Below are 19,372 nucleotides of genomic sequence, written 5' to 3'. Positions count from 1 at the left end.
TCATCCTCCGATCCACCATTCCCATGCCGCCAGCAGCACGCATCCTGCCAGCGCCTCCCGCTCGTGCCGCTTGGAGCGGACATGTGCCGACAGGCCGACGACGCGAAAGTCCTCCGTGAAGCCTCTCGCCATCATGCCCAGGTACACCTGCCGATACCGGAGCATCGCTCTTCCGAACAACCGGGTAACCAACCTGCCGGTGTCGCGGAGCGCCGCGCGAACTCCCTGATAACCGCCCCTCGCGATTTGCGCGGTCCGCAGCCAGGCTGCCGTTTCCAGAAACACAAACACGAAGCGGTACATGATCATCACGAGATCGGTCAGGACCGCCGGCAGGCCGATGCGGCGCAGCACCTGGAGCAGCTCGGCAAACGGCACGGTAAAGAGCACGAAATAAAAGCACGACAGTGCCGCGAGGGAGCGGCACAAGAGGGTCGCCGCCCGCGCGACGCCGTCCGTTGTCACATAGGCCACCCAGCCTCCCCACTGCCAGGCGGCCAGGACATTCGCGCCGCTGCCCCACCCCGTTACAGGCGCCACTTCCACCAACAGGGCCGGCATTCCCGCCGCCAAAAACGACAGCGCGAGAACGAGGCCGACCAGGTAGACGCGACAGGGGATGCGGGCGTAACCGACGATCCAGACGCTGATCCAGACAAAGGCGGCGAGCTGCACGGGCGGATGGCTGGCCAGGACGATCAGCATCAGCGCCAGGGCAAACAGCAGCTTGCGCCCGGGTGACAGGCGGCGCAGCCGGTTGGCGTAGGCGAGCGCATCCAACTGCCCGATCATTGTTCCTTGCTGTTGTTCAACCGGCCCCGGTACAGGCCGATTGCGTATCCGATAAATCCGGCGCCCAGCGCGGCCTGCACGGCGAACAGCAGGCTCTCCGTCTCGCCGCCCGGCGGCTCCAGCAGCGGCTGGAACCACGGCTCATAGCCGGGAGCCACTTCTTTGATCGCTTCTTCCGCCGCGCCGTCCGCCCCGCCAAACTCCGAATCTTTCACCAATACCAGCGGCAGCGCGGCCAGCACCGCCACCAGCAGCAAAAGCACCCAGTTGGACCAGCGTTTCATTTACATCCCCTCCCGTTTGAGCAGCGGCAGCTGCGTCAGCTCTTTTGCGTTGTACGACTGCAGCCAGTTCCAGACGAGCACCGTCAGCAGCCCCTCGCTTACGGCCAGCGGAACCTGCGTCAGCGCGAAAATGCCGGCAAATTTGGCGAACGAGGCGGCGACACCGCCGGAAGCGGCCGGAAACGCCAGCGCCAACTGCAGCGACGTCACCACGTACGTGCTCAGGTCGGCCAGGGCCGCCGACAGGAAGACAGCCAGCCGCTGGCCGCCATTGGCCCGAAGCACCAGCCGATACACCCCGTAGGCGACAAACGGTCCGACCACCGCCATGGAAAACGCGTTGGCGCCCAGCGTGGTCAAGCCTCCGTGGGCGAGCAGCAGGGCCTGGAACAGCAGCACCAGGGTGCCCAGCACCGACATGACCAGCGGGCCGAACAGGATGGCTCCCAGGCCCGTCCCGGTCGGGTGGGAACTGCTCCCGGTCACGGACGGAATTTTCAGCGCAGACAGGACAAAGGTAAACGCCCCCGCCACGCCCAACAACAGCTTCAATTCGGGGTTATCCTGGACCAGCCGCTTGATGGAGCGCAGGCCCAGCAGGAAAAAGGGTAGAAACACGGCCCACCAGAACAGCGACCAGCCCACCGGCAAAAAGCCTTCCATGATGTGCATGGCGTATCCGGTCTCAGGCTCATTCAGTACAAAGTACAGGACAAATCCGGTCACAAGCAATCCGCTCATCAGCGAACGCGAACGGCTCATTCAGCATCCTCTCCCTATCTGGTTCGACATCGAACGTCCAAGAAAAAAAAACTCATCCGGTCGGATGAGCTTTGCGCAATGTCAATAGACGACTACTCCCTGAAACGAAACAGTCGTGCTGCCTGGGCTCACCTCTCCTTTCCTCGAAGGCTTTTGGGTGCGGCAGCTAGGTAGGTCTCCTGGCTTCCAGATCATCACGCTCTTTTGCCTTCCCCGTCCGGCGACCGGCGAGTGGCCTGTCAAAAGAGAATTCCCTGGTTACAGTGGCGGGACCGCTCGGGATTTTCACCCGATTCCCTGTTACCCCTTATATGCATAAGGGCACCTAGCTCCGTTGTATTCCGTTTTCCATCATTTTCTTGGACGTTTGCGTCCATTATATACGAACCCCCGCGAAAGCAAAAGGGGAGAATCGCTTTTGCCCCGAGGTGCGCTATCGCGCGTCCACGCCCACCGCGTCGCTGATGCGGGCAAACCCGTCCTGCTTCAATAGCTGCACCAGCCGTTTGTTGATCTGGCGGGCGATGCCCGGCCCGCGGTAGATCATCCCCGTGTACACCTGCACCAGGCTGGCGCCGGCGCGAATCTTGCGGTAGGCGTCGTCGCCGGTGAAAATGCCGCCCACTCCGACGATCGGCACCTTGTCCCCCACTTCCTGGTAAATTTCTCTTACCCAGGCGGTGGACCGCTCCTCCAGCGGCTTTCCGCTCAAGCCGCCCGCCTCCTCGGCGTAGGGATGGCTCTCCACCCCATCGCGGGACAGCGTCGTGTTGGTGGCGATGATGCCGGCCGCCCCCTCGGCCACCGCGGTCCTGACCACGTCACTCATCTGCTCGTCCGCCATGTCAGGCGACACCTTCACCAGGATCGGCTTCGCCTTGACGCCGCGCATCTCCAGTTCGGACGCCTTGGCCTTCACTTCGCGGATGATGGCCCGCAGGCTTTCCGACTCCTGCAAATCGCGCAGGTTGGGTGTGTTGGGCGAACTGACGTTGATCACAAAGTAGTGGCCGTACGGATAGAGCAGGTCCAGGCACTTGCTGTAATCGGCCGCCGCTTCCTCATTGGGCGTCAGCTTGTTCTTGCCGATGTTGATGCCGATCGGGATGTCGGCATAGGCGTAGTCCACCAGGTTTTGCGAGGCGGTGTAGGCGCCGTAGTTGTTGAAACCCATGCGGTTGATCACCGCCTGCTGCTCCGGCAGGCGGAACAGCCGCGGCTGCGGATTGCCCGGCTGTCCCTGCGGCGTGATCGTGCCCACTTCCACGAACCCGAAGCCCAGCGAAGCCAGCGCGTGGTAGACTTCGGCGTTTTTGTCAAATCCGGCGGCCAGTCCGACCGGATTGGGAAAGCGGATGCCCCAGAGCTTTGTCTCCAAACGTTCGTCGCGGAACTGGTACACCATCTTCAGGATGCTTTTGCCCGGTGCGGAGTTTTCCACTGACCGGAGCACGTGTATGGTCTTCTCGTGCGCCTCTTCCGCGTCCATCTGAAACAGGAACTTTTTGACCAGTTGATACATCGCTGCACTCCTCACTCGTTCTACTGCCTAGTAGCATACCATATTTGCAAAAGGGTACGCACTACGAGAGAAGTACCCTTTCCCTCCGGTTACGGAAAACCTTCTGCCAATATCTAGGGAAGACACTGGTCCATCCGCAGCAGGCGGCTATTCCGTCACAACTCCTCCTGCCTGCCGGCAGCCGGCGCCTTTAGCAACTATTATCCTCATTCCCTATGCCTGTATTCTCTCAAACCCGATCTCCCGGCAAAAAAAACTGCCCGCCCCGATCGGCAGGGCAGGCAGTTGGTCACGGTTGTGCTGTGTCGGCTGGGATCGTCCCGGCCCGGTCAGTTTTTCACCAGCAGCACGTCGTCGATGGAGACGTACGGCAGGTTGTGCGCTTCGGCGACGGCCTTGTAGGTCACTTTACCGTCGATCACGTTGACCCCTTTGGCCAGCGCGCGGTTCTCCAGGATCGCTTGGCGGTAGCCCTTGTTGGCCAACTGAACGGCGTACGGCACGGTCACGTTGGTCAGGGCCAGCGTGGAAGTGCGCGCCACCGCGCCCGGCATGTTGGCGACCGCGTAGTGGATCACGCCGTGTTTTTCGTAGGTCGGGTTGTCGTGGGTGGTGATGCGGTCGATCGTTTCGATGGATCCGCCCTGGTCGATGGCCACGTCGACGATCACGGAGCCCGGCGCCATCGTTTTGACCATCTCTTCCGTCACCAGGCGAGGCGCACGGGCGCCCGGGATGAGCACGGCGCCGACGAGCAGGTCCGCCTTTTTCACCGCGTTGGCGATGTTGAACGAGTTGGACATCAGGGTTTGCACGCGGCCTTGGAACAGGTCTTCCAGTTGGCGCAGGCGATCGGCGTTCACGTCGATGATGGTGACGTTGGCGCCCAGGCCGACCGCCATTTTGGCCGCGTTGGTGCCGACGATGCCGCCGCCGATGATGACCACTTCACCCTTCTGCACGCCAGGCACGCCGCCGAGCAGCACGCCCTTGCCGCCGTACGGCTTCTCCAGGAACTGCGCGCCGATTTGCACGGCCATGCGGCCGGCCACTTCGGACATCGGCATCAGGAGAGGCAGTGCGCCGTTGTCCAATTGGATGGTTTCGTACGCGATCGCCACCACTTTTTTCTCCATCAGGGCGCGGGTCAGTTCCGGTTCCGGCGCCAGGTGCAGGTAGGTAAACAGGATCAGGCCTTCGCGGAAGTAGCCGTATTCGGACGGAAGCGGTTCTTTTACTTTCATCACCATATCGGCTGCCCAGGCTTCCGCCGCGGTCGCGACGATCTCCGCCCCAACCGCCGTGTAATCGTCATTGGTAAAACCGCTGCCCAGGCCGGCACCGTTTTCGATGCGAACCGTGTGGCCGTTTTGCACCAGCGCAGCCACGCCGGCAGGCGTAATGGCTACGCGATTTTCGTTGTTCTTGATCTCTTTGGGAATCCCTACAATCATGGTAGTACGTCCTCCTTCGCAACGCCGATTAACAAGTGTACTACCATTGTACAGCGTTTTCAGGACGCGTTTCCTTGGGGATTCCCTTAATCTTTTCGCCTTTCTGTTTGTGTGTTTTCACAAACGAACTAGCGTTCCCTGTCCAACTTGTCCATTTTCAGTTCCAGATACAACGCGGCTCGCTGGTTCATGTCCTCCAGGTCGACCCGCAGAATCTCCTCGATGCGGCGCAGGCGGTACCCCAGGGTGTTGATGTGGATGTGCAGCCGCTGGGCGGTGACGTTCGCCCGGCCGGCAGCGTCCAGGTACGTCTCCAGCGTCTCCATCAGCGCGGTCTGGTTTTCCCGGTCATACGCCTTGAGCCGGGCCAGCCGGTCGTTTTCGTAGCCCTGCTCCTCGTCCCACTCCTTCAGCTTCAGCAGGTAGCGGTAGATGCCCAGTTCGTGGTACCCGTGGATCCCTTCCGTTTCGCGCGGAAACAGCCGCTTTACCCGGACCGCGTGGAGCGCTTCCCGGTAGCTTTTCACGATGTCGGGGTAGGCCTTGTAGACGCAGCCGTAGCCGGCCGTCACCTGGCCTTCGCGGACGTGGGCCACCAGCTTGCCGAGCGAGTCGGCCAGAAACTGCTCCGTTTTGCGCAGCAGCTCGTCTTTTCCCTCCTTGCCCGAACCGAAGAGGCCGATCAGCAGCACGATCTGTCCGCCATCCACCACCCACAGCAGCTTGTCGCGCATCAGCAGCGGGTAGAGGTACTGCTCCAGCCCCGTTCCGGCCGCCTCGATGACGCAGATGAGGTAGGAGGAAGGCAGCCTCATCTGCAGACTTTCCGCTTTTTGCCGAATCAGCGTGTCGCTGGTGTGATTGCCCAGCAACAGCTCCCAGAGAAACTCCTTGCGCCGCCGCTCCTCCGCCTTCCGCTTTCCCTGCCGCTGCACCAGCCGGGTCACCGCAGCCCGCGCCGCCTGTCGCAAAATTTCGTCGTCTTCCTCGGTCAAGGGACGGTTTACTTCCTGGGCCCAGATGTATCCCAGCACGTCGCTGCCGCGGCGAATCGCGATCGCCACCCGCTTGCCAAGCCCCACCTCGTCTTTTGCCGGAATGTGCACGGGGTCGTCCTTTGTCAACAGCTCCTGAAACACCCCGTCCTTCCACAACCGGGTCAGCACATGTTCCGGCACCCGCCGGCCCATGATCGTCGACCAGCGGGCCTGGTCGGTGCTTTCCCCGTGGGAGCTGTAGGCGATCAGCCTGTGGTCGGCATCTTCGATCGTGATCGGATTTTGCAGGAGATCCCCGATGATGTCCGCCAGTTCTTCGATATCCGCATGTTGGTACTGCTGAAAGTAATCAGGTTGAACAGACACGGTTCCACCTCTTTGCCGGCCATGTGTACGTGGTTCTATTATACCGGAAAGGCGGAAGGGGGCGGAACAAAAGAAAGCGGGTCACCGCTTTGCCTGTCTGGCCGCGATGACCTGCTTGACGTCATCCGTGAACAGCCTGGCCGATCCCGCCCCGAACCGCCTCCCAGAGCGTTTCGGACAGCGTCGGATGAGGCGCGATCACGTTCTCCGCCGCCTCGGCTGTCATTTCCGTGTGCAGCAGCAGCGCGGCCTGGCCGATCAATTCGGTTGCCCGCGGCCCTACCAGGGAAATCCCCACGATTTCATGATAGCGGGGTTCGATCATGACCTTTGCCTTGCCGGCTGTCTCCTGCAAAATCTGCGCCCTGCCGTTGGCCGCAAAGGGAAACTCGCCGATCCGGATCTCGCCGTAGGCTTCCCGCGCCTGCCGCTCTGTCAGTCCGACAGAGGCCACTTCCGGCGAGGTGTAGATGCAGCGCGGCACCGCGCGGTAATGGACGGTGCGGTCCCCTCCGCAGATGTTGACGGCGCTCACCTCACCTTCATGAAACGCCACGTGGGCGAGCTGGATCCCCCCGATCGCATCGCCCGCCGCGAAAATGTGCGGCAGGTTGGTCTGCATCCGCTCGTTCACCTCGATCCCGCGCGAAGTGACGCGCACCCCGATCCGTTCCAATCCCAGACCGGCCACCCGGGGCCTGCGTCCGATGGCCACGAGAACGGCATCTGCGGCGACCTCGATCAGGCCCGCCGGTGTGCGTACCCGCGCAGTTCTCGTCGTGTGATCCAGCGCTTCCACACGGCTGCCCAGATGGACGGTGACCCCCGATTGCTTCAATCCCCGCTCCAGGACGGCGGCAATGTCTGCGTCTTCGCCGGGCAGCAGTTGGTCTGCCATCTCGACGACGATCACTTTGCTCCCCATCCGCCCGTACAGCGAAGCGAATTCACAGCCGATCACGCCGCCGCCCACGATCAGAAGCACGGGCGGGGCCGCGTCAAGCGACATGGCGTGACCGCTGTGCAGGATCCACTCGCCATCGAACGGCGCAAACGGCAGGGCGACGGGCTCCGCGCCGCTGGCGATGAGAAAGCGGTCCGCTTCCAGCCGCTGTTCGCCGTCCGTCCGCTCAATGCGCAGCCGGTGCTCGTCGATGAATGCCGCCTTCCCGCGTATGACCTGCACCTGGTTTTTCTTCATCAAGTGATGAACCCCGCTGGTCAGCCTGCGCACTATGCCCTGCTTGTACGCCTGCATGTTTTTCCAGTTGACGCGGGCCGCTTCCGCCGGCACGTCGATGCCGAAGCGGCCGGCGCGCTGAACATGCTGGTACATCTCTGCCGACTCCAGCAGCGCTTTGGTCGGCATGCAGCCTTCGTTCAGACAGGTGCCGCCCAGTTCCTTTTCCTCGATCAGGAACACCCGTTTCCCCAGGCGTGCGGCGGTGATGGCCGCCACGTACCCTGCCGGGCCTCCGCCAATAATCGCAACGTTTTGCATGTGGGTGTCCTCCCTAGAGCAGCAGGCTGTACGGCTCTTCGAGATAGCGCTTCACCGCCGCCAGGAATGCCGCTGCCGGAGCGCCGTCCAGCACCCGATGATCAAAGGTCAGCGAAAGCGGCAGCATGCTTCGCCGCACAAGTTCGTCGCCGACGAAGACAGGCGTATCCCTCACGGCCCCGACACCGAGAATACCCGTCTCCGGAGGGTTGAGGATCGGGGTAAAGGTTTCCACGCCGTATCCGCCCAGATTGGTGATGGTGAAGGTGGAGCCTTTCATCTCATCCGGCGCGAGCTGGTTTTGGCGGGCGCGAACCCCCAGCGACTTGATCTCCCTGGACAGTTCGGCAATCGACAGCTTCCCGGCCCGCCTGATGACCGGCACCACCAGTCCTTTTTCCAGAGCGACGGCGATGCCCAGATGAACCTCCTCGTACCGCTCGATGCGATCGCCGAGAAACGCGCTGTTCATCTCCTTGTGGCGTGACAGGGCCAGCACCGCCGCCCTGGCGATCAAATCGGTGACGGTCAGCTTCACACCGTAGCGGTCCTGCAGTTCGCCCGACACCTGTTCCTTCATCCGCAGCAAGTCCGTCACATCGGCATGCGCCGTCATGGTGAGCTGGGCGCTCTGCATCAGGCTGTTTTGCATCCGCTCGGCAATCACCCTGCGCATTCCCGTCACCGGAATGTGTTCGGCACCCGTTTCACCAATTGGCCCCTCGTCCGCCGCTGCCTGCCCGGCCGGCGCGTTTCCTTCGTTCTCCCTCGCCGCCAGCGCCGCCTCGATATCTTCCTTGGTAATGCGTCCCTGCGGACCCGATCCGGCGATGTTCGTGTAGTCCAGCCCGGCCTCTTCCGCCATTTTGCGGGCCACGGGCGAAATCTTGACGCCCTCCCGCGACCGGGCCGGTGCTCCTCCTGCAGCCGGTGCTCCTGTCACGGCTGTCGCAGACGTCGTCGGCTCCGCAGCCGCCAGCGACGCGGCCGATTCCACCTGCGCAGCGGCCGACACCGCCGCGGGCACTGCCGCTGCCGTCTCGTTCGGTTGGCCTACCACGCCCAGCACCGTGCCGTAGGGAACGACGCCTCCCTCGGCAACGTCAATGCGCAGCAGGACGCCATCGGCCGGTGCTTCCACTTCCATTTCGATTTTTTCCGAGCTGATCTCGACGATGCCCTCTCCCTTTTTCACGGCATCGCCCGCCCGTTTTTTCCAGGCGATGACGGTTCCCTCCACCATCGCCATGCCCAGTTTGGGCATGATCACTTCATGAGCCAAGCCGATCTCTCCTCTCCCTGCTTCAAAGTCACCCAGAAACGAGCCGGGAGCCCCCGGCGCGGCTGCCGCGCCGAACCGGACGCTCCCGGGCGTACAGTTCCTTGCCGGTCCCGCTCTCTCCGGTGATCAGGACGGCCAGCGGGCTCCGCCACCATTCCGCAGCGATTACGACACTGCCGCGATGGAAGCGTCTCCGATCAGTTCCGAGACGGCCTCCACCACTTTTTGGGGCGAAGGCAGATACAATTCCTCCAGGACCGGCGAGAACGGCACCGGGGTATGCGGCGCGGTGATCCGCTTGATCGGCGCATCCAGTGTATCGAACCCCTTGTCCGCCACCAAGGCCGCGATATCGGTTGCAATGCTGCATCGCGGATTGGCTTCGTCGATCACGATCAGGCGATTGGTCTTGGCGACCGACGCGAGGATGGTGTCTTCGTCCAGCGGCGAGAGCGTGCGCGGGTCCACCACCTCTGCCTCGACGCCTTTTTTGGCCAGTCGCTCGGCCGCCTGCAGCGCCGTCTGGACCTGCTTGCCGATGGCCACGATCGTCACGTCGCTGCCGGCCCGTTTGATGTCCGCCTTGCCGAGCGGGAGGGTGTAATACTCTTCCGGCACATCACCGGTGGTGTTGTACAGCGTCTTGTCTTCAAAGAAAATCACCGGGTCGTTGTCCGCGATGGAAGCGAGCAGCAGCCCTTTGGCGTCGTACGGGGTGGACGGGACGACCACCTTGATGCCCGGAATGTGGGTAAACATCGCGTACAGGCTTTGGGAGTGCTGGGCGGCGGCGCCAAAGCCCGCGCCGTGCATGGTCCGAATCGTGACGGGCACCTGCGCCTTGCCGCCGAACATGTAGCGGAACTTGGCCCCCTGGTTCATCACCATGTCGAGACAGCTGCCGATAAAGTCGTTGAACATCAGTTCCGCGATCGGTCGCAGGCCGGTCGCCGCGGCTCCCATGGCCGCTCCGATAAAGCCCGCTTCCGTAATCGGCGTGTCCAGCACCCGCTCACGGCCAAACTCCTGCACCAGTCCCTTGGTCACGCCGAGCACGCCTCCCCAGGCTTCGTCATCCTGCAGATGGTCCACCTGCGCGCCTCCGGCCACGTCTTCACCGAGCAGGATGACGTTTTCGTCAGCCCGCATGGCCAGCTTCATCGCTTCGTTGATGGCGGCAGAAAAGCTGATTTTTCTCGTCATGATTTCATCCTCCTTCCTTAGTAGGACACATACACGTCGGTCAGGAGTTCGCTCGCATCCGGATACGGGCTTTCCTCCGCGAACCGGATCGCCTCCTGCACGGCCGCTTCCACGTCGCGCTCGATGCCGCTGATCTCGTCGGCGGTCAGCGTCTGCGTGGCGAGGAGATGTCTGCGGAACAGGGCGATGGCATCCCGTTCGTTGAGATGTTCGGCCTTCTCTTCCTCCGTTTTGTACTTTTGGGCGTCTCCTTCGAAATGGCCGTAATTGCGGTAGGTGATGCACTCGATCAGCGTGGGACCTTCGCCTCTGCGGGCGCGGGCAATCGCTTCTCCCGCCGCGCGGTAAACGGCCAGCACGTCCTTGCCGTCGACGACCACGCCGGGCATGTTGTAACCGCTTGCACGATCGGCAATACGGGTACAGCTCGAGGCGTACGTGAACGGGGTTGCCTCCGCATACCCGTTGTTTTCCGCCACGAAGACGACCGGCAGCTTCCAGATGGCGGCCAGGTTCAGGCCTTCATGGAAGGTTCCCTGATTGTTGGCTCCGTCGCCGAAGAAACACACGCTGACCGCGCCGCTCTTTTTCACCTTGGCCGTCAGCGCCGCGCCGCAGGCGAGCGGGAATCCTCCTCCCACGATTCCGTTCGCGCCGAGCATGCCTTTGTCCAGATCGGCGATGTGCATCGACCCGCCTTTCCCTTTGCACAGACCGGTGGCTTTGCCGTACAGCTCCGCCATCATGCCGTTCAGGTCGCATTCCTTGGCGATGCAGTGACCGTGGCCGCGGTGCGTGCTGGTGATGCTGTCCTGCTGGTTCAAGTGGGCGCCAACCCCTACCGCGATCGCTTCCTCTCCCGCGTACAGATGAACGAAGCCCGGCAGTTTGCCCTGCCCGAACAGCAGGTGAACCGCATCTTCGAACTGCCGGATCTCCACCATCTTCCGGTACATCCATCTCGCCTGTTCGCTGGACAATACCTGTTCTTCCGCTTGTGTCGCTTTCATCGCTTACGCCTCCCATCGTGATTTCCTGGCAGCGAAACCGCTCGTGCCTCCTGACTGATTGCAACCCCCGTGCCAGCCGGAAGGTCGCGCAAAAAGCGAGCGGCGGCGCGGATTTTCCTCTGCGCCGCCGATACCCTCTTCCGCACCGAGCGGCACCGGATGGGACACGTTCCCAAATCGTCCCGTTTTGTCTCATGCGCGGTGTGCGTGCGGACACAAAAAAACGCCGGTTCATGTCAAACCGACGCTGCCGTTTCGCGCCCTCAGCGCGGCAAGCGACCGCTTCGCGTCTGCTTCCAGCGAGGCGGGGCAGGCGTTCATCTCCTCCACCGTCCCCAGCCCGGCCAGCACGTCCCGCACCCGACCGGCAAATGCGCCCGCTCCCCCGCTCATGCCCAGCTCGCTCAGGCTGGCCATCCGCTCCGGCACCACGCGGGGAAAGGCACCTGCCGGCGCGCCTTCCCCGGCCATCCGGTAAAAGTCTCGCGCCGCCTCGCCGTATGTGCGGCCGCTCCCTTCCGTCAGGACAAACGCCTGCACGACGACCGCGCGCGTGAGACGCCGCTGGGCAATCCCGCAGAATTTGAAGCCGTCGATGCTGAGATCGTAGGAACCGGGACAGTAGGCTCCCTCTACTTCTCCTGTTTGCACCCGCTTTCCCGTCGTGCCAAGGGCCTCTCGAATCAAGGCCGCCATGCGCTCGAAATGCGGTTCGGGGGTTAAATCATGGGCGGGAGCGGGCATGACCAACGACAGGTTCACGACCCCGCCGTCGAGCGGAACCGCCGCTCCGCCCGAGTGCCTGACGGCCGTCTGGCACCCCCGCTCCCGCAGCAGCCGGACTGCCAGAGCCGCATTCGGCAGCTTCGCGTCCCGCGCTCCCAGCACCATCGCCCGCCGATGCCTCCAGAGATGGACGAGTGGCGGCACCGGTTCTGTTTCCCGCGCCGCCAGCCGGGCGTAGGCTTCGTCTATGCTGAACGGAACCAGAACGTCCCCGGATTGGATGGATGCGGCCGTATTGAGCATGCGGATGACCGGCATTGGATTCATTGGGTTCCTCCTTGCAGCTACAACTGATACTTTTTCAGCTTCCGGTAAAACGTGCTGCGGGGGATGCCCAGCATCTCCGCCGCCAGTGAAGCGCTCCCGTTGCTCTTTTCCAGCGCCCGGACGATCGCGTTCTTCTCCAACTGCTCCCGAAACGTGAGCGGGGGGCGCGGGGAAGGGGGCGTCGCTGCGGATTGCGGGGGCAGACCCGGTGAACATTCCGGCTGAACCGCCTCCGACAGAAAGCGCTTCCATTCTTCGCGTGGCGAAACCCTCATCCGTTCCAGCACGTTGAACAGTTCCCGGATATTCCCCGGCCAGTCATAGGCAAGCAGCTCCTCCATCACGTCTACCGGCAGTTCAAGCGCAAAGCCGTTCTGGCCGCAATAGTGACGGATGAGAAACGGGATATCCTCTTTTCGTTCCCGCAGCGGCGGAACCGTGACCGGCAGCACGTGCAGCCGGTAATACAAATCCTCCCGAAACGTTCCTTCCTTCACCAGTTGACGCAGATTGCGGTGGGTGGCGGCGATGACGCGGACGTTCACCGTGATCTCCTCCGCGCTCCCGATCGGGGTGACCTTCCGTTCCTGCAGCACCCGCAACAGCGCCACCTGCATCGCGTGCGGAATCTCGCCGATCTCATCCAAAAACAGCGTGCCGCCGTCCGCCTGAGCCAGCTTCCCTCTGTAGCCGCGGCGCCGGGCTCCGGTAAAAGCGCCCTCTTCGTACCCGAACAATTCGCTTTCCATCAGCTCGCGCGGCACCGCTCCGCAGTTCACCGCCACAAACGGCCCCTCCGCCCGCGGACTGCTGTCGTGAATCGCCCGGGCGATCAATTCCTTCCCCGTACCGCTCTCTCCATAGATCACGACATTGCCGTCCGATGGGGCAATCCGTTCGACTTCGCGCAGGGTGAACTGAAAGGCGCGGCTCGTGCCTGCCTCTCCGCGAAACCGGACCCGGGAGACGGCACGGCCGGTCGCATGCGGACGGACCCGGGTCTCGCTGCGGATCAGTTCGATCCGGTATCCGATCAGCCCTCCGTGCCGCAGCGAGAACACGGGGATCTGAAAGCCTTCCCGAAAGCCGGCTTCCCGCACATGTTCGCGGGGCGCTTCCGCCCAGCCGCGCATCGCCTGCCGGACGCCGCGGCTGGCGTACACCACCCGCTGATCCTGATTGCAGACGACCCAGAGGCGCTCCCCTTCGTCCGGCTCTTCCACCGCCAACCGCATCAGTTCCAGTTCATCCCGCTGCCTCTCTTTCATCCACTCCTGCTCGATCAAGCAGGCCAGCGAGGAGACCGTGGCCATCATCTGGGGATGGCTGCGGGCCAACGGAGCGGAGACATCCACCACCCCGATCAAGGTTCCGTTTCCGTCCCGGATCGGTGCCGCCGAACAGCTCCAGGAGTGAGACGCGACCGAATAGTGCTCCGTACCGTTGATCATGATCGGCTCGCCCGCCATGAGCGCCGTGCCGATCGCATTGGTGCCCACCTCGTCCTCCGTCCAGCGAACGCCTTCCCGAAAATTGATCGCGTGCGCCTCCCGAAGCGTTCGCTGTTCTCCCTGCATACTGAGCACGTAGCCTTCCGGATCGATCACCAGGGCAATCATGCCCACATCGCGAATAAACGGAGACAGCCGGCTGATCTGCGGCAAGGTCAGCTCCAGGAGGCGGCGGCCTTTTTCCTTTTGCAGCTCCCAGGCTTCTCCCTCCAGGATCATCCTCCCTTTTCCCTCGTACGGATTGACTTTCCCGTTCTTGCAGCGATGCCACGATTCCGAGATTCGTTTGTTGAGTCGCGCCGAGTCCAATACACCTTCTTGAACAAAACGTTTCCACATGCGCAGCGAAACGCTTTCCTCAATCATGCATCCTCCACCCTCCGCTCCCCGAATCAATCCCGCTGTCCTTAACATTATATTGAATTTTCAGTTTTTTTCAAGAAGATATAAAACCAGACATGGGGTGAGAACCGATCACGGACGTCTCAAAAACGGCCGTCCTTCCCTGCGGAAAAGGCGGCCGTGTCCCCTTACAGCAATCGCGAAATCGCATCCAGCACCTGTTCTTTTTGAAACGGCTTGACGAGAAAGTCCCGCGCGCCCGACTTCATCGCTTCCAGCACTTTTTGACGGTGGCCGATCGCGGAGCAGATCAGCACCCGTGCCTCCCTGTCGTACGCCAGAATCTCGCGCATCGCGTCTATGCCCTGCATCTCGGGCATGCTGATGTCCATGGTGACGATGTCCGGTTTCAGCTCCTTGTACTTGGCGATCGCTTCCATCCCGTTGGCGGCTTCCCCGCACACCTCATGCTCGCCGGCCACCATGTCGGCCAGCATCCGCCTCATAAACGCCGCATCGTCCACAATCAACAAACGGGCCACGCACCTTTTCCCCCTTGAACGGTCTCGCACTTTCTCTTTTAACTTTTACAGAAAACGCAGGACTTGTCCACGAAAGAAATTGGCTGTTTTTGTCGAACGGCCCGTCATGTCCCTTATCGGCCGGCGGTAAAGCCGATCGGCCGCTCCGCATCTCCCGCAGAGGCGAGCGGGCTGCCCGGTTTCGGATGGGGCGTGGTCTCGCCGATCTCCGGCAGCTCCACCTGCGTGAACTCGTCCGGGATGTCCACCTGGGGAATTTCCACAATGTCCTTTTCCATGAGGATCCTCCTTTACCCAACGTATTGCCGGTGTCATCGGCGTTCCCCGTTATCGTTCCCCGAGCGGACGCGGCCCATTCCCCGCCGCATGTTCCGCGGACGGTTGGACATACTTTGAAAGGCAGGCAGCCTCTTCTTGCCTCGATGCGACGAATCTTACACGAATCTTATCGGAGGAGATGCAACGATGCAGCACAATCAATACTCGCCCTACGCCCGCCCCGAGCAGGCGCCGTTTTTCCCCCTGCCGCAGCCTTCCCCCGAAGGGACACGGCAGGCGTACATCAGCCATCCCGCCTACTCTGAACAGATGACGGCCTACCACAATCAGGTTTCTCCCGCCGCTCTTGCCTTCCACGGGCAAATTCCCCCGCAGGCGATCCAGTCGCTCGGCTCATACCCGAGTCCCGCTCCCGCCCAAGGGGGGCAGGCGTACGTCAACGTCAACCCGCTTCCCTACAACGAAAAGACGACGGCCTTCAACAACCAGGTATCCCCTGCCGCTCTCGTCTTCCAGGGGCACATCTCCCCCGCAGCGCTGCAGTCGCTGAACCAGTACCACAACCCTTACGCCGCTCCGTACTCGCCCGTTCCGCTGGCTCCTCACGCCGCACATGCGACGGAAAACCAGAACGCGCTGCACCGGGGCCATCGCTTCTAGTTAATAGGTCAAACGTATCGCCAAGCCCGCGCCATTTTGCGCCGGGCTTTCTTCTTTTTTCCAAAGGAAGGATTTTTGGCCTGTACTGTAGAAGTGTGTTCAATTACGTTTGTTTTTTCGGGAGGAACGAGTCATGCCCAAACTGCAGCCGTTTTCCGCCCTGTTCGTGGGCCTGGTCATCGCCCTGCTCCTCTTGATCACCAGCCAGTTTATGACCAGCATGACACACCTGCAGCAGTTCAACGAAACCGGCAGTTCCAAGAACAAGCTGCGGGTGGCGCTCCTTTTGGAAGGGCCCACGTACGATCAGGGCTGGAACAGCAGCGCGCTGGAGAGCCTGACGGAATTGAAGAAAACGTACGGGTTTTCCCTGGAAGTCGCCAGCAATCTGAAGCCGGACCAGCTTACAGCCGTGACGCAGCAGTACGCCTCCAACGGCTTCGATCTGATCTTCGGTCACGGCGTCATTTTTTCCGAGCCGTTTACCAAGGTCGCTCCCTTCTACCCGGAGACGCGTTTTGTCTCCTTCAACGGGGAAGCGGTCCATCCCAACCAGACGACGATTCGCTACGATATGAAACCGGCCGGCTTTCTCGTCGGGAAACTGGCCGCCACCATGACCAAGACCCGCAAGGTCGGCTATATCATGACGGACAAACCGACCGAGTACGATCAATGGGAAGGCTTCCAGGAGGGGGTCAAGAAAACAAGCCCGCGCACGCAGGTGATCGTCGAGAAAGTGCCTGATTTCAACGACGTGGCGGGTGCCACCCGGGCCGCACGGAGCATGATTGCCAAAGGCGTGGACGTGATCTACACGACCGGCGACAGCTACAATCTGGCGGTCATCACGGAAGCGCAGCGGGCCGACATCTACGCCATCGGCTACATCGCCGACCAGCGCTACATCGCACCCAACCACGTGCTCGCCTCGCTGATTCAGGACGTCCGGCAGTGCTACCGAACCATCATGGCCCAGTACACCGCCGGCAAACTTCCCGCCGGAAAGGTCACCTACGGTCTCGCCGAGGGCGTAAACCGTTTCAGCCCGTTTGGCCCGATGGTGCCGCCGGAGATACGCGACGAGATGCAGCAGGAATTTGAACGCCTTACTCATCATCGCCAGCAATAGGTGGAGGATAGTCTACATGTCTCCGTTTCGAAACTTGGGGTTTCAGAAAAAAATGATGCTCAGTTACCTTGTCATGATGCTTCTGATCGGCTGTGTCACCACGCTGTTCAGCTACCAGATGACCAAAGTCACCACGGACGAGACACACCTGACGCAGAACGTGCTGCCGCAGGCGAGCGGCCTGCTTGACGTCAAAAACCAGTTGTACATGAAAACGTACGCGCTGAAAATGTACACCATCACCCGGGAGCCGTCCTATCTGGACGAGTACTACACCAACCTGATCGACACGTCCCGCTTCGAATCCATCCCCAAGACGGACGCCAACAGCGACCTGTTTGCCATCATCGAATCGATCAGCGAACTGGATTTTCTGTTCTTGAACAAAATCAACCCGCTGCTGAAAGCCAACAACGTGGAGGCGGTCAGCTACGTCCTCTCCCAGGAAGTGCAGCCGCGTATCGACAAGCTGGAAAAGCAGCTCACCTTTTCGCTCAACCGGCTGGAGTTCCAGACGAACAAGGAGTTTCAGCGGACCAACGAGAGCCTGAAAGTCTCCCTGATCCTCACCTATTCAGTCTCCGTGGCCGCCATCCTGTTCGGACTGTTCTGCACGTTCTACTTCCGCAAAGAGCTGCTCCGGCCGATCCAATCGCTGATCCGGCAGGTGCGCGAAGTGTCCAAAGGCACGTTCGGGCAGCAGATCATCTACAGCACCCGGGATGAGTTTTACGAGCTGGCGCAGGAGTTCAACCGGATGTCGAGCAACATCGCCCGCCTGTTTCAGCAGGATGAAGCCCGCCGCCTGGTCCTGGAAGAGGAGAAAAACGTGCGCGAGCAGATCCTGAACTCGCTGCCGGTCGGGGTGATCACCCGCCACTATCACTCCGCCTGGGTGCACATCAATCAAAAGGCGAACGAGCTGGTTCAACTGGACAAGAACTACTTCCCGCAGACCGACGATCCCACCGTCTGGGAACAATCGCCGGACACGGACGAGGCGCCGTGGTTCGAAAACCGGAAGATCACCCTGTACAAGCAGGACGGCAGTTCGTTCACTGCGCTGGTCTCCTACGTACCGCTTCGGAACCAGTACAACCGGGAAGCGGGGTGGATGGTCACCTTTACCGACATCACGGAACAGGAAAAGGTGCAGGCGTACCTGCACCAGTCGGAAAAGCTGGCCATGGTCGGCCAGTTGGCGGCCGGCGCCGCCCACGAAATCCGCAACCCGTTGACCGTCATCTACGGCTTTATTCAACTGCTCCAGCAGCGCCTCCCCGACGAGGAGCGCGACCGCCACTACCTGCCGCTCATCCTGCAGGAGATCGAGCGGGTCAACCGGATCGTGACGGAACTGCTGATGCTCTCCAAGCCGTCACAGCCCAACTACCGGGAAGTGGCGCTGGCCCAGGTACTGGATTCGATTCTCCCGCTGATGAAGGCGGAAGCGACGCTGCACGGCATCGAAATTGTCGACCTCTGCGACAAGGAGACCCGCATGCCGGTGGACGTGGAGCAGTTGAAACAGATCTTGCTCAACCTGATGAAAAACAGCATCGAAGCGATGCGGCAGGGCGGCGTCCTCACCGTGGAAAGCAGGGTGGACGAGACCCATGTGAACATCCACATCCGCGACACCGGCGAAGGCATCCCGCCGGAGCATCTGGGCCGGATTTTCGATCCGTTCTTCTCGCTCAAGGAGGACGGCACCGGCCTGGGGCTGCCGATTACCCGGCGCATGGTGGAAAACCACGGAGGCGACATGCGCATTTTCAGCAAAGTGGGAGAAGGGACGGAAATCGTCATCTCCCTCCCGATACGGCCGCGCGCCCTGCAGGGCAGCGCTTAATCCCGGGCGACGCCGTCCAGCCAGGCAAACATCCGCCGGGTGTACGTCTCCATCCGCTCTCCCTGGAACAGGTGGCTTGCTCCTTCCACCAGCCACAGCTCGCAGGGTTTGCCGTATCGCCGCAGCGCGTCCGCCAGGCGAAGGGCGTGCTCCACCCCCACGTTTTGGTCCTCTGTCCCGTGAATGATCAGCACCGGGCAGGCGATCTCCGCCGCCCGGTAGACGGGCGACCGCCAGCGGTACGCCTCCGGCTGCTTGCGCGGGTGGCCAACGACGCGGCGGAGCATGCGCCGCAGGTCGACCCGCTCCTCGTAGGTGAGAAACAGGTCGCTGACCCCTCCCCACACCACCGCCGAGCGGAGCCCGGGACACTCGATCGCCGCCAGCAGCGCCATGATCCCGCCGCGGGAAAACCCGTAGACGCTGATCCGCTCCCGGTCCACGCCCGGCATCGCGTGCAGCAGCTCGTAGGCGGCGAACACATCGTGCCGGTCCTCCCCGCCGAACTCGTCCCGTCCCTCGCCTCCTTCGCTTCCGCGGTAGTGCGGAGCCAGCACCACGTAGCCGAACGACGCCATCTGGCTGATCCGCTCCGGCCTCACCCTCCCGACGCCCTTGATGCCGCCGCGGCAGTACAGCAGCGCCGGAAGTTCCGCCGCTTCTGCATCGGGAACAGCCAGAAGCGCTTTGACGCGCAATCCCTGGCTGAGATAGGTGACGGTGTACAGCCGGACGCCCGGCTGGACGGACGGTTCGGGCTGCACCTCCAAAAACGGCGCGCACGCCATTTTGTCTCCTGTTTCCACACTGACTCCTCCTCGTCCTGA

The 19,372-nt window shown here is 61.9% G+C and carries 18 protein-coding genes and 1 riboswitch; of the genes, 3 read left to right on the top strand and 15 right to left on the bottom strand.

Annotated features, from left to right (window positions below; translation table 11 throughout):
• From cbiQ to M516_RS25455, 14 genes are all read right to left on the bottom strand, one after another.
• Positions 1 to 792: a cobalt ECF transporter T component CbiQ gene (gene cbiQ, locus M516_RS0105795; protein ID WP_029098280.1), complete on the bottom strand. Its 792-nt coding sequence runs from the start codon at positions 790 to 792 to the stop codon at positions 1 to 3.
• Complete coding sequence (locus M516_RS0105790) at positions 789 to 1,076, bottom strand: energy-coupling factor ABC transporter substrate-binding protein (protein ID WP_029098279.1); 288 nt, start codon at positions 1,074 to 1,076, stop codon at positions 789 to 791. Before M516_RS0105790 ends, cbiQ begins: the two co-directional genes overlap by 4 nt.
• Positions 1,077 to 1,838 (bottom strand): energy-coupling factor ABC transporter permease, encoded by a 762-nt coding sequence (locus M516_RS0105785; protein ID WP_029098278.1) that lies wholly within the window; start codon positions 1,836 to 1,838, stop codon positions 1,077 to 1,079.
• Positions 1,839 to 1,990: 152 nt separating this feature from the next.
• Positions 1,991 to 2,182: riboswitch (cobalamin riboswitch) on the bottom strand.
• Between the two features lie 89 nt (positions 2,183 to 2,271).
• Complete coding sequence (locus M516_RS0105780; protein WP_029098277.1) at positions 2,272 to 3,360, bottom strand: quinone-dependent dihydroorotate dehydrogenase; 1,089 nt, start codon at positions 3,358 to 3,360, stop codon at positions 2,272 to 2,274.
• Positions 3,361 to 3,689: 329 nt separating this feature from the next.
• On the bottom strand, positions 3,690 to 4,814 hold the full coding sequence (gene ald, locus M516_RS0105775; RefSeq protein ID WP_029098276.1) for an alanine dehydrogenase: 1,125 nt from the start codon (positions 4,812 to 4,814) through the stop codon (positions 3,690 to 3,692).
• 128 nt (positions 4,815 to 4,942) lie between these two features.
• Positions 4,943 to 6,178: a PucR family transcriptional regulator gene (locus tag M516_RS0105770; protein WP_029098275.1), complete on the bottom strand. Its 1,236-nt coding sequence runs from the start codon at positions 6,176 to 6,178 to the stop codon at positions 4,943 to 4,945.
• A 121-nt stretch (positions 6,179 to 6,299) separates the two neighbouring features.
• Positions 6,300 to 7,679 (bottom strand): dihydrolipoyl dehydrogenase, encoded by a 1,380-nt coding sequence (lpdA, locus tag M516_RS0105765; RefSeq protein WP_029098274.1) that lies wholly within the window; start codon positions 7,677 to 7,679, stop codon positions 6,300 to 6,302.
• Positions 7,680 to 7,692: 13 nt separating this feature from the next.
• Positions 7,693 to 8,961 carry a dihydrolipoamide acetyltransferase family protein gene (locus M516_RS0105760; RefSeq protein WP_029098273.1) on the bottom strand — a complete coding sequence of 423 codons (1,269 nt, stop codon included), beginning with the start codon at positions 8,959 to 8,961 and terminating at the stop codon, positions 7,693 to 7,695.
• 165 nt (positions 8,962 to 9,126) lie between these two features.
• Positions 9,127 to 10,164, bottom strand: a complete 1,038-nt coding sequence (locus M516_RS0105755) for an alpha-ketoacid dehydrogenase subunit beta (protein WP_029098272.1) — start codon at positions 10,162 to 10,164, stop codon at positions 9,127 to 9,129.
• Between the two features lie 17 nt (positions 10,165 to 10,181).
• On the bottom strand, positions 10,182 to 11,174 hold the full coding sequence (locus M516_RS0105750) for a thiamine pyrophosphate-dependent dehydrogenase E1 component subunit alpha (protein ID WP_029098271.1): 993 nt from the start codon (positions 11,172 to 11,174) through the stop codon (positions 10,182 to 10,184).
• A gap of 231 nt (positions 11,175 to 11,405) precedes the next feature.
• Complete coding sequence (locus tag M516_RS0105745; protein WP_029098270.1) at positions 11,406 to 12,227, bottom strand: lipoate--protein ligase family protein; 822 nt, start codon at positions 12,225 to 12,227, stop codon at positions 11,406 to 11,408.
• A gap of 17 nt (positions 12,228 to 12,244) precedes the next feature.
• A complete protein-coding gene (locus M516_RS0105740) occupies positions 12,245 to 14,104 on the bottom strand; it encodes a sigma-54-dependent Fis family transcriptional regulator (protein WP_029098269.1) in 1,860 nt (619 codons plus the stop codon).
• 164 nt (positions 14,105 to 14,268) lie between these two features.
• Positions 14,269 to 14,622: a response regulator gene (locus M516_RS0105735; RefSeq protein WP_029098268.1), complete on the bottom strand. Its 354-nt coding sequence runs from the start codon at positions 14,620 to 14,622 to the stop codon at positions 14,269 to 14,271.
• A 113-nt stretch (positions 14,623 to 14,735) separates the two neighbouring features.
• Positions 14,736 to 14,900 carry a hypothetical protein gene (locus M516_RS25455; RefSeq protein WP_193746942.1) on the bottom strand — a complete coding sequence of 55 codons (165 nt, stop codon included), beginning with the start codon at positions 14,898 to 14,900 and terminating at the stop codon, positions 14,736 to 14,738.
• Positions 14,901 to 15,087: 187 nt separating this feature from the next.
• Here M516_RS25455 and M516_RS0105725 point away from each other — a divergent pair, with 187 nt between their 5' ends.
• From M516_RS0105725 to M516_RS0105715, 3 genes are all read left to right on the top strand, one after another.
• Positions 15,088 to 15,561 carry a hypothetical protein gene (locus M516_RS0105725; RefSeq protein WP_029098267.1) on the top strand — a complete coding sequence of 158 codons (474 nt, stop codon included), beginning with the start codon at positions 15,088 to 15,090 and terminating at the stop codon, positions 15,559 to 15,561.
• Between the two features lie 133 nt (positions 15,562 to 15,694).
• On the top strand, positions 15,695 to 16,693 hold the full coding sequence (locus M516_RS0105720; RefSeq protein WP_029098266.1) for a BMP family ABC transporter substrate-binding protein: 999 nt from the start codon (positions 15,695 to 15,697) through the stop codon (positions 16,691 to 16,693).
• A gap of 16 nt (positions 16,694 to 16,709) precedes the next feature.
• Positions 16,710 to 18,545 carry a sensor histidine kinase gene (locus M516_RS0105715; RefSeq protein WP_029098265.1) on the top strand — a complete coding sequence of 612 codons (1,836 nt, stop codon included), beginning with the start codon at positions 16,710 to 16,712 and terminating at the stop codon, positions 18,543 to 18,545.
• Here M516_RS0105715 and M516_RS0105710 read toward each other — a convergent pair.
• Positions 18,542 to 19,333 carry an alpha/beta hydrolase family protein gene (locus M516_RS0105710; RefSeq protein WP_029098264.1) on the bottom strand — a complete coding sequence of 264 codons (792 nt, stop codon included), beginning with the start codon at positions 19,331 to 19,333 and terminating at the stop codon, positions 18,542 to 18,544. The two genes, M516_RS0105715 and M516_RS0105710, sit on opposite strands and share 4 nt — an antisense overlap.
• Positions 19,334 to 19,372 lie beyond the last annotated feature (39 nt).

This window comes from Brevibacillus thermoruber 423 (assembly GCF_000454065.1).
GTDB lineage: Bacteria > Bacillota > Bacilli > Brevibacillales > Brevibacillaceae > Brevibacillus > Brevibacillus thermoruber.
Note: the sequence above shows the minus strand (reverse complement) of the source record. Positions and strands in the feature narration are given on the sequence as shown.